This is a genomic window from Curtobacterium flaccumfaciens UCD-AKU, from assembly GCF_000349565.1.
In the GTDB taxonomy this organism is placed as follows: domain Bacteria; phylum Actinomycetota; class Actinomycetes; order Actinomycetales; family Microbacteriaceae; genus Curtobacterium; species Curtobacterium poinsettiae.
Map to the genome: position 1 here is coordinate 26,738 of NZ_KB714612.1, position 12,906 is coordinate 39,643.

The window sequence follows — 12,906 nt, forward strand, 5'->3', positions numbered from 1 at the left end:
CGCCTGGCAGGTGCTCTGCGCGTCGAGCCTGAGCGTCGTCCTCGTCTTCATCTCCTCGAGCGCGCTCCTCATCGCGCTCCCCGACGTCAGCCGTGACCTCGACGCCAGCGCCGTGCAGTCCAGCTGGGTGCTCCTCAGCTACATGCTCACCACGACCACCCTCATCCTGGTCTTCGGGCGCATCGCCGACCTCGTCGGTCGGCGCCGTCTGTACATCGCCGGCATCCTCGTCTTCCTGCTCGCCTCCCTCGCCTGCGGCTTCGCCCCGGACGCCGCGGTGCTGCTCGGTGCCCGACTCGTGCAGGGCGTGGGGGCGGCAGCGATCGTCACCAACACGACCGCGCTGCTCACCGATGTCTTCCCGGAGTCGATCCTGTCGCTCGGCCTCGGCCTGAACGCCACGGTCGCCGCGGTGGGCCAGGTCATCGGGCCCGTCGTGGGCGGGCTGGTCGCCGAGTCGTTCGGGTGGCGGTGGATCTTCCTCGCCGGCGTGCCGATCTCACTGGCCGGACTCATCTGGTCGCTCCGGCTGATCCCGCACAGCACGCGTCCCCCTTCCGGCGAGCGCCTCGACGTGCCGGGGTCAGTCCTGTCCGTCGCCGCCGTCGGACTGCTCGTCGGTGCGGTCTCGACCGGCGGCTCGGTCGGCTGGTCGGCCGTCCCCGTCGTCGCGATGACCGCCGGCGCGGTCGTGCTCGGCGGAGTGTTCGTGTGGACCCAACGCCGGGTCGCGCACCCCCTGGTCGACCCGGCGATCTTCCGCGACCGCACCACCATCACCCTGTTCTCCGCCGCCGGGCTGTGCGCCCTGTCCAGCTACGCACTGGTCCTGCTGGCTTCCCTGTCGTTCCAGGCGGTCGACGGCAAGGACGCCGTCGACGCCGCCCTCTGGGTGCTGCCCACGCCGATCGGCACGACGGTCGCGGCGGTGAGCGCCGGGTTCCTCGCCCGCCGGGTCGCCGCGCGGACGCTGTCGACCATCGGCATGCTCCTGATCGCGCTCGGCGCCGCGGTGCTCGCGGTGTCCCTCGCCGACGGCGACGCCTACGCCGTCACCGCCACCGGCCTCGGCGCCGTCGGGGTCGGCACGGGCGTGTTCATGACGCCGAGCACGTCGGCACTGATGACCCGCGTCCCGGAGCACCGACGCGGCATCGCGAACGCCATCCGGTCGGCCCTGCAGAACGCCGGCTTCCTGTTCTCGACGGCACTCGGCCTCGCGATCGCGACGGGCGGCCTGTCCGCGGCGCAGGCGGCCGCGGCCTACGACGGCAGCCTGCTCAGCCTGCCGTCCGGCGACGTCCAGGTGTTCGTCGACGGCGTCCGCGCCGCGGCGCTGACGTTCGCCGGCTGCGCGGCCCTGGGGGCGCTCATCGTCGCGTTCGGTCCGTTCGGGCCTCCCGACCGGGAGGCGCCACTCCGGCCCGACAGGTCGGGTCCCCTCCCCGAGCCGGGGGCGTCCACGTGACCACCCTCACCCTGGCAACGACCACCCACGACGGAAGCAGGACGCCATGACCGACGACCACCAGGACTACGCGGCAGCCGGCTTCACCGGCACGCTGCAGCCAGGACGACGCGCTGCGCTCGTCGTCGTCGACCCGGTCCGCGCGTACGTGGACCCCGGCTGCGGGCTCTACGCGGGGGTCGAGGAACCCGTCGAGCGGATGCGGGAGCTCACGACCGCCGCTCGGGCAGCCGGGGTGCACGTGGCGATCACCACGATGGCGCTCTCGGCCGACGGGTCCAACGCCGGCGTGTTCTTCCGCAAGGTGCCGGCACTCGCCGCGTACCTGCCCGGCGCGTCCACGGGAGCGTTCGTGGACGGGCTCGAACCCCTCGACGGCGACACCGTGGTGCCCAAGCAGTACCCGAGCGCGTTCTTCGGCACGTCGCTGGCCGCCGACCTGGTCGCCCGCGGCGTCGACACGCTCTTCATCGCGGGGCTGTCGACGAGCGGGTGCATCCGCGCGACCGCCACGGACGCCATGCAGCACGGCTTCGTCCCGATCGTCGTGCGCGAAGCCGTCGGCGACCGGTTGCCGAGCGTGCACGAGGCGAACCTGTTCGACATCGCCGCCAAGATCGGCGAGGTCTGGGCCATGGACCGGGTCCTCGAGCACTGGGACGCGGCATGAGCACCACGACGCGCATCGAGGCGCCGGTCCGGGGCCGGCCGCGCAGCGCTGCCGTCGGCGAGTCCGTGTACACCGCCTGTGTCGAGATCCTGGCCGAGGGCGACCCCCGGGCGTTCACGATCCGGGCCGTCGCCGACGCGGCCGGCGTGGGTGCGGCGACGATCTACCGGCGGTGGTCGAGCAAGGAGGTCCTGCTCACCGAGACCGTGATCCGTCTGATGGAGGAGCACATCCCGACGGTGCAGGATGTCCCCATCGCCGCGGGTGTCCTGGGCCTCACCCGGGGATGGGTGCACGCCCTCGTCGCGACGCCGGTCGGTCGGGCGCTCCCGCTCATCGTGGAGACCGCGTCGCACGAGCCGCGGGTCGCCGAGGCCGTGGCCGAGTGGCACCTGGACCGGCGGCTCCGGGTGAACGCGATGCTGCAGCGGGCGATGGACGCGGGCGATCTGCGACCGGACGTCGACCTCGGCATCGCAGTGGACCTGCTCGGCGGGCCGACGTTCTACCGACGCGTGTTCGTCTCGCTCGACATCCGGGCGCCCGACTACCCGGTGCGGCTGGCCCGGGAGTTCCTGCGGTGGGCCGGTTGGACCGGCGACCTGTCGACGGTGGGGGTGGCCTCGTGACCGGGACCGTGCCGGAGGGGTTCGCCCCGTCCGCTGCCTGGACCGACATGGGGGTCGGGACGACTCCGTCGGCACCGGGTCACTGGATCGGGTTCAACCGACGCTCCGACGCGGCCCGCCAGGTGTCCGACCTGATCCGGGCCGACATCGTCGCGGGGCGGTTCACCGGTCCGCTGCCGTACGAGTGGGAGCTGCTCGACCTGTACGGCACGACGCGGAACGTCCTGCGGGCTGCCCTCGCGTTGCTCAAGGAACAACGGCTGCTCACCCGTGCGCCGCGATCGGGCACGTTCGGTGTGCGGCCCGTCGCCTCGGTGAGCCTGGCCCGCACGTCCGACGAGGTCACGATCTACGGCGAGACGGCCGGGGGCAGCGTGTTCGAGTCGCCCCGGCTCAGCATCGTGCACCTGTGCGTGCAGCAGGTGACCGCGCCGGAGACCGTCCGGCGGAACCTGGAGATGACCGGCAGCAGCGCCTTCTTCGTCGAGAGCCTCATCTCGTTCGACGGCGAACCGAGCCGGGTCCGGACGAGCTGGGTCCCGCACGAGCGCTTCCCCGACCTGGTCGCCGAACCGCTCACCGAGTACGTGCCGGACGTGCTCGTCAGGAAGGCCGGCGCGCGGCCGGAGGCACGACGGTTGCTCCTGAGCACCGTGAACGCCGACCAGTGGACGGCCGACCTGCTCGACATCGATCCCGGCCAGGCGATCTTCCACATCGAACGGTTGATGTGCCTGGCCGACGGGACACCCGTCGAGTACGGGTTCTCGCGGTACCGCGGCGACCGGGCGGTGATCGACTCCCGGATCACGTGAGGCACGGGCGGGGATCGTCAGTCCGTGCGCACCGAGAAGACGTCGCCCGGCTGGCAGCCGAGCACCTCGCACAGTCGGGTGAGGGTGGAGAACCGGATCGCGCGGGCCCGGTTGTTCTTGAGCACCGAGAGGTTGACGACGGTCACACCGACCCGGTCGGCGAGCTCGGTCAGGGTCATCCCCCGCGCGGCCAGCAGATCGTCGAGGTGACAGACGACCGCGTGGCCGTCCTCCTGTTCCGGGGGCATCAGACCAGCCCGGCCTGGTCCCGCACCATCCGCTGCGAGGCGGTGAGCGCGAACCGGAAGCAGACGACGACGAGCAGGCCGAGGTACACGGGCAGGAACTGGTGATCGACCACCGGCGTGGGCAGGTACCCGTCCCAGCCGAGCCCGGACACGACCCAGTTCCACCCCATCCGGCGGACGAACGACGGCAGGAACCCGGCGGCCAGCACCGCGCCGGCGAGCCAGTCGAGGATCCGGGGGGTCGAGCGGTCGAAGAGCCCGCCGCGCGAGATCTTCCAGGCCACCGCCGCCACCAGGGCGATCAGGACGCTGACGAGCAGGACCTCGAGGGCGTCGCCGACGCGGATGCACCCGATCGCACCACCCGGCAGGTCGGCGACCGGCGCCCGGAGCACGAGCTGGTCGGACGTCACCGTCGCGCCACCCGGGGGCTGCGGGATGGCCCTCGTCTCACGCATCCGGATCGGCACCGCCACCGTGCCCGAGGTGATCGACTGGACGAGCTGTTCGACGTACCGCCAGACGACGAACACGATGCCGATGGCGCACGAGACGACGTAGGCCAAGTAGGAGTTCCGCCCGCGGGGCGGTTCGTAGACGGGTGTGGTCATGGCTGCTTCCCCTGTCGATCATCGATACCATCGAATTTCGATGCAACGATAAACGATGGGTCCGGCTCGGGCAAGCCCCTACAGCAGCCCGAACGCCGCCTGCACGCCGAGGCTCGTCCCCGCCACCAGGACCCAGAGCGCGATGCCGAGCAGCATCGGACGGAACCCGGCACGTCGCAGCGCCGCGAAGTCCGTCGAGCAGCCGATCGCGGCGAGCGCCACCGTGATGAGGAACGAGGCTGCGGTCGCGAACCCCGGTGCCACGGACGCGGGCAGGACCCCGACCGTCCGGAGCAGCACCACCACGAGGAACCCGATCAGGAACCACGGCACCAAGCGGAACACGCGGAATCCGCGGCCCGACCCCGAGGCGGGGGCGAGTTGCTCGCGGGAGGCGCGGCGGGCCTCCAGTCCGGCCAGCCCGATGACGATCGGGATGATCATCAGGGTGCGCACCAGCTTCACGACGACCGCGGTGTCGGTCGCCTGGCGACCGTAGACGGTCGCGGTGGCGACGACGGACGACGTGTCGTTCACGGCGGTGCCCGCGAAGACGCCGAAGGCGTGCTGGCTGAGGCCGAGGGCGTGCCCGAGCAGCGGGAAGGCGAAGACGGCGGCGATGTTGCAGAGGAAGATCGTGGACATCGCGTAGGCGACGTCGGCGCTCACCGCGCCGATGACCGGCGTGACGGCGGCGATCGCCGAGGCACCGCAGATGCCGGTCCCGACGCCGATCAGGGTGCGGAGCGCGCCCGACACCCGGAGCAGTCGACCGATCCCCCACGCGGCCACCAGGCAGACGACGAGCGTCGCGAGCATCACCGGCAGGGTCTCACCGCCGATGCGCAGCACCTCGCCGATGGACAGCTGCGCGCCGAGCAGGACCACCGCGAACTGCAGCACCCGGCTGGACGAGAACTTCACCCCGGGGGCGAGCACCGCGAGTGTGCCACCGGTGCGACGCCGGACGAGCCACCCCACCACGGCACCGATCAGGACGGCGGGGACGGGGCCGCCGACCACCGGGACGACCCGGCCGACCAGGGTGGCGACGATGCCGATCGCGACAGCGAGGGCGACACCGGGGGCGGCTGCACGGACGGACTGCATGAGGACAGCATGTCGTGCCGGCAGATGCCGCGCTCGCGGAACGGGCGTCACCGCGACGGGCAGCGCCCGATCGTCACTGAGCGGGCGGGGTGTCACCCGTCATGTCGACGCGGCCGGTCTCGTCGTTCCAGGTGAAGGTGGCCGTGGTCCGGCCGGAGGGTGCTGCGTTCGGTTCGCCCGCCTTCGCGAACTTGTAGGTCACCGTCACGGCCGACTCGCTCCGTCGTTCGATGGTCGGCTCGAAGGCGTACTGCTCGGCAGTGGCGGTGCCGAGGTACCGGCCTTCGTGGAACAGCAGGATCGCGTACGGGGAGCCGGCTGTGGCGAACTCGGGTTCGACCACGGACCAGGACAGCGGCGCGCAGGCGTCGTAGCCGGAGTAGTCGGCGTTCGCGGCGTCCCACTTCGCGTCCTCCAGTCCGGCGGGCAGCGGCAGGGCCGCGATGCCCGCGGCAGCAGCCTCGGCGCCGCTCGTCGGCCCGCAGGTCGGGGTCGGCGTCGGCGTCGGCGTGCTCGCGGCGACGGAGGGCGGGGCGGTGACGGTCTCGGTCACGGTCGGGGTCGCCGCGCTGCCATCCGCCCCGTCCGCGCCGGAGCACCCCGTCAGCAGTGCGGCCAGGGTCGCAGTGGTCAGGATCAGGGCGGTTCTCGTCAGGCGCATCCCTCCACGCTGCCTGCGCCGCCGAACGGTCGCCCGCATCGTTACCGGGATGTGTCCCTCCGGACGCTGCAGCGGTGCGACTGTGTCGTCCGCCGGCGTGCTGCCACACTGCTCCCATGCGGGGGATGCACCAGGGGACCGTCCGGGTCGAGGTCCGGGACGACCAGATCGACGGACCACACGGGCCGGTCCCCGTCCGTCGGTACCGACCGGCCGATCCGAGCGCCAGCACGGGAGCCCGGACCCTGGTCTGGGTCCACGGTGGCGGGTTCTTCCGAGGCGACCTCGACCTGCCCGAGTCCGACGCCGTCGCACGGGCACTCACGGAGCGCGGCCTGCCGGCCGTGACCGTCGGCTACCGCCTCGGACCGCTGCCCGGGCTGCCCTGGCTCGGCCGGGGTGGACCACGTGGGCGACGGCGGGCACCCCACGCGCGGGACGAGATCGTCGCCGTCCTCCACCACCTGCGCGACGAGGCACCCTCGGGCCTGCTGCTCGGCGGGGCGAGCGCCGGTGCGTGCTTGGCGGCCTCCGCGGTCGCGACCGCCCCGGCACTGGTCGGCCTCGTGCTGACCTACGGGTTCTTCCACGCTCGACTCCCCCGCGACCGGGCGGTGCGGCGACTCGTCCGCGGACACCGGTGGTTCACGCACGCCCCGGTGCTGTTGGACCTGAGCAACCGGGCGTACGCGGGCGGCCACCCCGCTGCGGTCTACCCGGCGTCCGACGGCCTCACCCGGTTCCCTCGCACCCTGATGGTCGACGCCGAGCGGGACGTCATGCGTGTGTCGGGTGAACGCTTCGCGGGCGAGCTCGAGCACGCGGGCGTCCCCGTCGAACGCCACGTCCTGCCGGACAGCCGTCACGCGTTCCTCAACCGACCCGGCACGCGGGACTTCGACGACACGATCGAACGCATCGCTGCGTGGGCGGATCGGACACCCGACCACCGGACGCCCGACCACCACACGCCCATCCGCTGAGCGCTCTTCCACGGACGAACGGCGGACATCGGGGAACGCCGCGCCCGAGGCGGACGTACTCTGGGAACGGAAGCAACGGCGGTTCCGAATCCCCTTCGCCACGCTTCCCCCGTGGCGCCTCACCACCGTGACGAAGAGTTCCATCGTGACCGAACACCTCATCGAGTACGTCGCCCGCGACCGCACGGGCATCACCGCCGTCGTGACACCGACCGGTGTCATCGACGTGGACACCGTGATCCAGCACATCCGCGCCGGCCACGCGGGGTACTACGTGGCTGCCGACTCGTGGAAGCGCGCGCCGGTCCGGAGCATGTCGTTCATCGGCGGGACCTACCTGTTCGCGAACTGGGATGGCTCGAAGCGGAACATGCTGCACGACCTGGCGTTCCGGTCGCCGACCCGCTCGATCGAGACGATCCACGAGCCGGAGTCCCGGTTCTCGCGGTTCCTCGACGCACTGTTCCGCAAGCGGACGCCGCAGCGCTGACCCTCGGCAACCGGCCCGTGGGAGCATTGCCGGACAGACAGAAGGGGGAGCACATGCTCGCACGAGAGGTGTCCGAGAAGCGGTTCCGACCGACCAAGTTCCGCGACGGGTACGACCAGCGCCAGGTCGATGCGTTCCTCGACCGGATCCAGGCCACCCTGACCGGGTACGAGCAGCGGCGGCCCGTCGACCCGCTCACGCCGCAACAGGTCATGGATGTGCGGTTCCAGCCGACGAAGTTCCGCGAGGGGTACGACCAGGGGCAGGTCGACGACTTCCTCGACGAGGTCGTCGTCGCACTGCGCCAGCACGGCGCCCGCTGAAGCGGTCACCGGCGGTGCAGGTGACCGCCTGGAGGCGCGGCGTGCGTCACGGACGCAGGTCGCGCCTCCAGGCGGTCGCGTCGGTCAGCGGACCGACTTGATGGGCAGGATCACCAGGGCACCGAGGATGACGGCGACGCCGGCACCCCAGAGCATGAGCGTGTAGTTCTGGCCACCACCGATGCCGAGCAGGAACAGGCCGACGGCGGGGGCGAGTGACTGCGGCAACGCGTTCGCGATGTTGATGACGCCGAGGTCCTTGCCAGGGCGCTCCGGGTCGGGCAGCACGTCGACGACCAGGGCCGTGTCGATGGCGGCGTAGATGCCGAAGGCGAAGCCCAGGACGATCTCGGCGAAGTAGAACCCGCCGACCGTGTCGACGTGGGCCAGGATCACCAGACCGACGGCGGTCATGGCCGTCGAGCCCCAGACGAAGACCTTGCGACGTTGGATCCGGTCGGACACCCAGCCGGAGACCGCGGCGCTGACGAGCAGGGCGATCGTGTACAGGAGCACGCCGAACGCGACGACCCCGACCGCCTCGCCCTGCGGGAGCCCGATGCGGTCCTGCATGTACAGGAGTCGGTACGTCGTGAACATGAACGTGCCGAAGGTGATGAGGAAGCGGCCCCACCAGGCGAGCCCGAAGTCGCGGTGCTTGATCGGGTTCGTCCAGAACGAGCTGATCAGGTTGACCCAGCTGAAGGGCTTGACCGGAGTCGTCGGCAGGTCGTCACGGGCGACGAACGAGTAGACGAGGACCGCGACGATCGCCAGGACACCCGGTGCGATGAACAGGACCGGCAGGTTGCCGACCAGGTACACGGCCAGGTAGAGCCCGGCGAGGATCGCGATGTTCTGCGCCAGCGCGATGACGCTCGAGGCCTTGCCGCGCTGGAACTCCGGCACGTTGTCGGCGAAGCTCGCCGTCAGGGTCGAGAGCACCGCGTTGGCAGAGACCTGCGCGAGCACCCAGGCCAGGGTGAGTTGCAGCACGTCGGGCGAGAACGCGAGCCAGGCGAGGGAGCCGACGAAGACCACGACACCGCCGACCATCCACGGGCGACGACGACCCCACCGCGTGCGGGTGCGGTCGGAGAGCGCACCGAACAGCGGGTTGGCGAACAGGGCACCGAGCGCTCCGAACGGCAGGACCGAGCCGACGACGGTCTCGGGGCTCGTCGGGTTCAGCTCCGTGGCCTTGATCGACATGCTCACGAAGACGGGGGTGAGCAGGGCGACGAACAGGCCGAACTGGGCGAAGCTCAGGCCCCAGAGGTACCCGCGACCCACCCGGACGGTGCTGACGGACTGTGTGATGCCCTCGACCGAGAACGCTCGGGACGCAGCAGCGTCCGTGGCGGTGGCTCCGGCGGCTGCGGTGACCGCGGGGGACGCGGTCCCGGCGATGCCGCGTGTGGGTTCTTCCTTCGACGTCGGTGTCGACATGACTCCTCCTCGAGTCATAGGGGGCTTCGGGGCCCTCGAATACCTAGCGCTGCTAGGTGATCGGGACTGTAGCACCGGAAACCGCAGGCCGGAAGGTTTTGCTCTGATTGTTTCGTCGGTGCGGATGCGTGCCGACGAAGAACGACACCGCCGTTGTCGGAGGACAACGACGGTGTCGTTCTGCATCGACCCGCAGGCCGGAAAGGAGCCGCTACTGCTCGCCGTCCTCTTCCGGGTTGAAGTGCGAGTCGTCGCCCGAGTGGCCCGCGGCCAGGCCGTCGGGGTTGTTCGGGATGGTGTTGTCGTCGCCGAGGCCGCCCGGCTTCTCGGTGCCCTCGGGGTCGTTCTTCGGGGCGTCGTGCGTGTTGCTGCTGTCGGTCATGAGCTGCTCCAGTGCAGGGATCGACCCGGCGGCACCGCCACCGGGGTACTGAGGACTCGGACAGTACGTGCCCCGCCTCGGAATCCACCGTCCGAGCGGGGGAAGCGGATGACACGGGCCGGGGCGCTCGGTAGATTGTTCAACAACCCGCGACGACAGGGAGCACCCGTGACGACGATCGACCTGAACAGCGACCTCGGCGAGGGCTTCAGCGCCTGGGCCATGGGCGACGACACCGCGATGCTCGACGTCGTCTCGAGCGCCAACGTCGCGTGCGGGTTCCACGCCGGCGACCCGACGATCATGCTCACCACCGCCCGCGCCGCCGCCGAACGCGGTGTGGCGATCGGCGCCCACGTGGCCTACCGCGACCTGATCGGCTTCGGCCGCAGGCCCGTGCACGTCACCCCCGACGAGCTGTACGCCGACGTCGTCCACCAGCTCGGGGCGATGGCCGCCACCGCGCACGTCGCCGGCACGGCCGTCACCTACGTCAAGCCGCACGGGGCGCTTTACAACACCGCCTGCGCCGACCCGGTGCAGGCCGAGGCGGTCGTCCGCGCCGTCGCCGACGTCGACCCGTCGCTCGCCGTGCTGGCGTTGCCCGGGTCGGAGCTGCTGCTGGCGGCCGAACGACACGGGCTCCGCGCCGTGAGCGAGTCCTTCGCCGACCGCGCCTACGAACCCGACGGCTCGCTGGTGTCCCGGAAGCAGCCGGGGTCGGTGCTGCACGACCCGGACGAGGTCGCGGCCCGGGTGCTCCGCATGGTCACCGACGGCGTCGCGATCGCCGTCGACGGGTCCGAGATCGCGGTGCGTGCCGACTCGGTGTGCGTGCACGGCGACTCCCCCGACGCGGTCGCGATGGCCCGTGCGATCCGAGCGCTCCTGACCGAGCACGGCGTGATGATCGCGCCGTTCGCGCTGCCCGCACCGCTCGCGCCGTGACGCGTCCCGACGTCCGCTCCGCTGGCGGCACCGCACTCCTCGCCACGTTCGAGTCCCTCGCCGAGGTCGTCGCCTTCCGCGCCGGGCTCGACGAGGCCTCCCTGCCCGGCCTGACCGAGGTCGTCTCCGGCGCCCGGACGCTGCTGTTCCGGTTCGACCCCGCGACGACGGACGCCGGTCGGCTCCGCTCGGAGCTGGCGTACGTCGTCCCGGTCAGCGCCACGCTCGAAGCGCACGACACCGAACCGCTCGTCATCCCCGTCACCTACGACGGCGATGACCTCGACTCCGTCACCGAACTGACCTGCATGCGGCGCGACGAACTCGTGGCGTGGCACACCGGGCAGCTCTGGACGAGCGCCTTCTGTGGCTTCGCCCCGGGCTTCAGCTACCTGACCGGCAGCGATCGACCGCTCGACCTGCCCCGCCGCAGCACCGCCCGCACGGCCGTCCCGAGCGGTGCCGTCGCGGTGGCCGGAGAGTTCAGCGCCGTCTACCCGCGGACATCGCCCGGCGGCTGGCAGCTCATCGGCCGCACCGACGTGCCGATGTGGTCGCTCGAGCGCACGCCCCCGGCGCTCGCGCCAGCCGGCACCCTCGTCCGCTTCGTCGTGGCGGGTGTGGCATGAGCGCGCTGACCGTCGTGCAGGTCGGCTACGGCCTGACCACGCAGGACCTCGGTCGACCGGGCTTCAGCGACATGGGCCTCGGGGCGGCCGGCGCGGCCGACCGCGGGTCCGCAGCACTCGCCAACCGACTGGTCGGCAACCGTGCCGACGCGGCCGTCCTGGAGGCCGTGCTCGGCTCCGTCACGCTCCGCACCGACGCGTACGTGGTGGCGGCCGCCACCGGCGCGGCCTGCCCGGTCGAGGTCGAGCGGGCGGACGGATCGGTCCGCGGGGCGGCCTCGCACGAGGTGCTGCTGCTGGCCCCGGGCGACACGCTCCGTATCGGCACCGCGACCGTGGGCCTGCGCGCCTACATCGCGGTCCTCGGGGGCTTCGCGGTGGACCCGGTGCTCGGCAGCCGCTCGTGGGACTCCCTGGCGCGCCTCGGTCCGCCGCCGCTGTCGGCCGGTGACCTCCTGCCGGTCGGCGGAGCCCGGGTCTCGTGGCCGGTCGTCGACGCAGTGCCGCAGCCCGAACCGCGGTGGCCGGACGAGCCGGTCGTGCTCGACGTGGTGCCCGGGCCGCGCGACGACTGGTTCACCCCGGAGTGGCGGTCGACCCTGACCAGTCAGGACTTCGCCGTCAGTGCGGACAGCGACCGCGTGGGGGTCCGCACCACGGCTGCGACGCCGCTCGCCCGCTCCGTGACACGCGAGCTGCCGAGCGAGGGTGTCGAGACGGGATCGCTGCAGGTGCCGCCCGAGGGGTTCCCCGTGCTGTTCCTCGCCGACCACCCGGTCACCGGCGGCTACCCGGTCGTCGCGGTCCTGACGCCCCGGTCGGTCGACCGTGCCGCGCAGCTCCGGCCTGGTGATCCGCTCCGGTTCCGCATCCTCGACTGACCGACCCGGAACAAGCGCAGGGGGTCCGGAGTTGGCTTGGACACCGCTGACGAAAGGTTCCCCATGTCGATCACCGTCCTGCTCGAGGTCCAGTTCCAGAGCGACGCCCCCGAAGACGCGCTCCAGGGTGCGATCCGCGAGACGCTCGAACAGACCGCGTCGTTCCACGGCCTGGAGTCGCTCGAGGTCCTGGTCGACGACGAGGACCCGGCGCGCATGGTCGTCGTCGAGTCGTGGACGACCGCCGCGGACCACGACACGTACGTGGCCTGGCGTGCGACGCCCGAGGGTGCTCCGGCGATGGCACCGTTCCTCGAAGCGACACCGGTCACCCGCACCTTCGCGCGGACCATCCCGCTCCACTGAGCCGACACCGGCCCCGCCCCACGGCGCATGGGTCGGCGTCGGCCGCGGTCGGTCAGACCACGTCGTCGTCGGTGTCGAGCGGCACCGGCCGTTCGTCGTCGGGGAGCACTTCGTCGTCCGCGTCGTCGACCACCGGGAGGTCGTCGGGGTCGAGCACGGTGGGCTCCGGTTCGTAGTCGGTCTCCTGCGCCTCGCGGAAGTCGTCGAGGGTCTCGTCGTCCTTCGGATCGCTCATGGCCCCGA

17 protein-coding genes and 2 pseudogenes are annotated in these 12,906 nt (G+C 71.8%); 12 read left to right on the top strand and 7 right to left on the bottom strand.

Annotated elements, in window-relative coordinates:
* Positions 1-10: 10 nt before the first annotated feature.
* Genes H489_RS26935 through H489_RS26945 form a run of 4 tightly spaced genes read left to right on the top strand, consistent with a single transcriptional unit; the run spans position 11 to position 3,582 of the window.
* Positions 11-1,468 (top strand): MFS transporter, encoded by a 1,458-nt coding sequence (locus H489_RS26935; protein ID WP_017886845.1) that lies wholly within the window; start codon positions 11-13, stop codon positions 1,466-1,468.
* 46 nt (positions 1,469-1,514) lie between these two features.
* Positions 1,515-2,138 (top strand): isochorismatase family protein, encoded by a 624-nt coding sequence (locus tag H489_RS26940; RefSeq protein WP_017886846.1) that lies wholly within the window; start codon positions 1,515-1,517, stop codon positions 2,136-2,138.
* Positions 2,135-2,767: a TetR/AcrR family transcriptional regulator gene (locus H489_RS36760; RefSeq protein WP_017886847.1), complete on the top strand. Its 633-nt coding sequence runs from the start codon at positions 2,135-2,137 to the stop codon at positions 2,765-2,767. Before H489_RS26940 ends, H489_RS36760 begins: the two co-directional genes overlap by 4 nt.
* A complete protein-coding gene (locus H489_RS26945; RefSeq protein WP_017886848.1) occupies positions 2,764-3,582 on the top strand; it encodes a GntR family transcriptional regulator in 819 nt (272 codons plus the stop codon). The genes H489_RS36760 and H489_RS26945 overlap by 4 nt, the downstream gene beginning before the upstream one ends.
* A gap of 17 nt (positions 3,583-3,599) precedes the next feature.
* On the opposite strand, the gene H489_RS26950 is transcribed toward H489_RS26945, so the two are convergent.
* The 4 genes from H489_RS26950 to H489_RS36765 all read right to left on the bottom strand — a co-directional run bounded on the left by H489_RS26950 (position 3,600) and on the right by H489_RS36765 (position 6,212).
* Entirely contained in the window at positions 3,600-3,830 is a 231-nt protein-coding gene (locus H489_RS26950) for a helix-turn-helix domain-containing protein (RefSeq protein ID WP_017886849.1), read from the bottom strand.
* The gene (locus H489_RS26955) at positions 3,830-4,441 is read right to left on the bottom strand and encodes a hypothetical protein (protein WP_017886850.1); all 612 of its coding nucleotides are present in this window, start codon (positions 4,439-4,441) and stop codon (positions 3,830-3,832) included. Before H489_RS26955 ends, H489_RS26950 begins: the two co-directional genes overlap by 1 nt.
* A gap of 78 nt (positions 4,442-4,519) precedes the next feature.
* On the bottom strand, positions 4,520-5,551 hold the full coding sequence (locus tag H489_RS26960; protein ID WP_017886851.1) for a YeiH family protein: 1,032 nt from the start codon (positions 5,549-5,551) through the stop codon (positions 4,520-4,522).
* Between the two features lie 73 nt (positions 5,552-5,624).
* On the bottom strand, positions 5,625-6,212 hold the full coding sequence (locus H489_RS36765; protein WP_017886852.1) for an LppP/LprE family lipoprotein: 588 nt from the start codon (positions 6,210-6,212) through the stop codon (positions 5,625-5,627).
* A 125-nt stretch (positions 6,213-6,337) separates the two neighbouring features.
* On the opposite strand from H489_RS36765, the gene H489_RS26965 reads away from it, so the two are divergent.
* The 4 genes and pseudogenes from H489_RS26965 to H489_RS38750 form a co-directional block, all read left to right on the top strand.
* Complete coding sequence (locus H489_RS26965) at positions 6,338-7,195, top strand: alpha/beta hydrolase (RefSeq protein ID WP_040419529.1); 858 nt, start codon at positions 6,338-6,340, stop codon at positions 7,193-7,195.
* A 145-nt stretch (positions 7,196-7,340) separates the two neighbouring features.
* A complete protein-coding gene (locus tag H489_RS26970) occupies positions 7,341-7,685 on the top strand; it encodes a hypothetical protein (RefSeq protein ID WP_017886854.1) in 345 nt (114 codons plus the stop codon).
* A 53-nt stretch (positions 7,686-7,738) separates the two neighbouring features.
* Positions 7,739-7,834 (top strand): annotated as a pseudogene (locus H489_RS38495) (DivIVA domain-containing protein); the annotation flags it as partial.
* A gap of 9 nt (positions 7,835-7,843) precedes the next feature.
* Positions 7,844-7,993, top strand: a pseudogene (locus H489_RS38750) (DivIVA domain-containing protein); the annotation flags it as partial.
* A 99-nt stretch (positions 7,994-8,092) separates the two neighbouring features.
* Here H489_RS38750 and H489_RS26980 read toward each other — a convergent pair.
* Together H489_RS26980 and H489_RS38175 are read right to left on the bottom strand one after the other, a co-directional pair.
* Positions 8,093-9,457: an MFS transporter gene (locus H489_RS26980; protein ID WP_017886856.1), complete on the bottom strand. Its 1,365-nt coding sequence runs from the start codon at positions 9,455-9,457 to the stop codon at positions 8,093-8,095.
* A 211-nt stretch (positions 9,458-9,668) separates the two neighbouring features.
* Entirely contained in the window at positions 9,669-9,839 is a 171-nt protein-coding gene (locus tag H489_RS38175; protein ID WP_017886857.1) for a hypothetical protein, read from the bottom strand.
* A 168-nt stretch (positions 9,840-10,007) separates the two neighbouring features.
* On the opposite strand from H489_RS38175, the gene H489_RS26985 reads away from it, so the two are divergent.
* The 4 genes from H489_RS26985 (at position 10,008) to H489_RS27000 (ending at position 12,663) form a co-directional block, all read left to right on the top strand.
* Positions 10,008-10,787 (top strand): LamB/YcsF family protein, encoded by a 780-nt coding sequence (locus tag H489_RS26985; protein WP_017886858.1) that lies wholly within the window; start codon positions 10,008-10,010, stop codon positions 10,785-10,787.
* On the top strand, positions 10,784-11,416 hold the full coding sequence (locus H489_RS26990) for a 5-oxoprolinase subunit B family protein (RefSeq protein WP_017886859.1): 633 nt from the start codon (positions 10,784-10,786) through the stop codon (positions 11,414-11,416). Before H489_RS26985 ends, H489_RS26990 begins: the two co-directional genes overlap by 4 nt.
* On the top strand, positions 11,413-12,297 hold the full coding sequence (locus H489_RS26995; RefSeq protein ID WP_017886860.1) for a biotin-dependent carboxyltransferase family protein: 885 nt from the start codon (positions 11,413-11,415) through the stop codon (positions 12,295-12,297). Before H489_RS26990 ends, H489_RS26995 begins: the two co-directional genes overlap by 4 nt.
* Positions 12,298-12,360: 63 nt before the next feature.
* The gene (locus H489_RS27000) at positions 12,361-12,663 is read left to right on the top strand and encodes a putative quinol monooxygenase (RefSeq protein ID WP_017886861.1); all 303 of its coding nucleotides are present in this window, start codon (positions 12,361-12,363) and stop codon (positions 12,661-12,663) included.
* Between the two features lie 52 nt (positions 12,664-12,715).
* Here the strand turns inward: H489_RS27000 and H489_RS27005 are convergent, their stop codons facing one another.
* Positions 12,716-12,898: a hypothetical protein gene (locus H489_RS27005; protein ID WP_017886862.1), complete on the bottom strand. Its 183-nt coding sequence runs from the start codon at positions 12,896-12,898 to the stop codon at positions 12,716-12,718.
* Positions 12,899-12,906 lie beyond the last annotated feature (8 nt).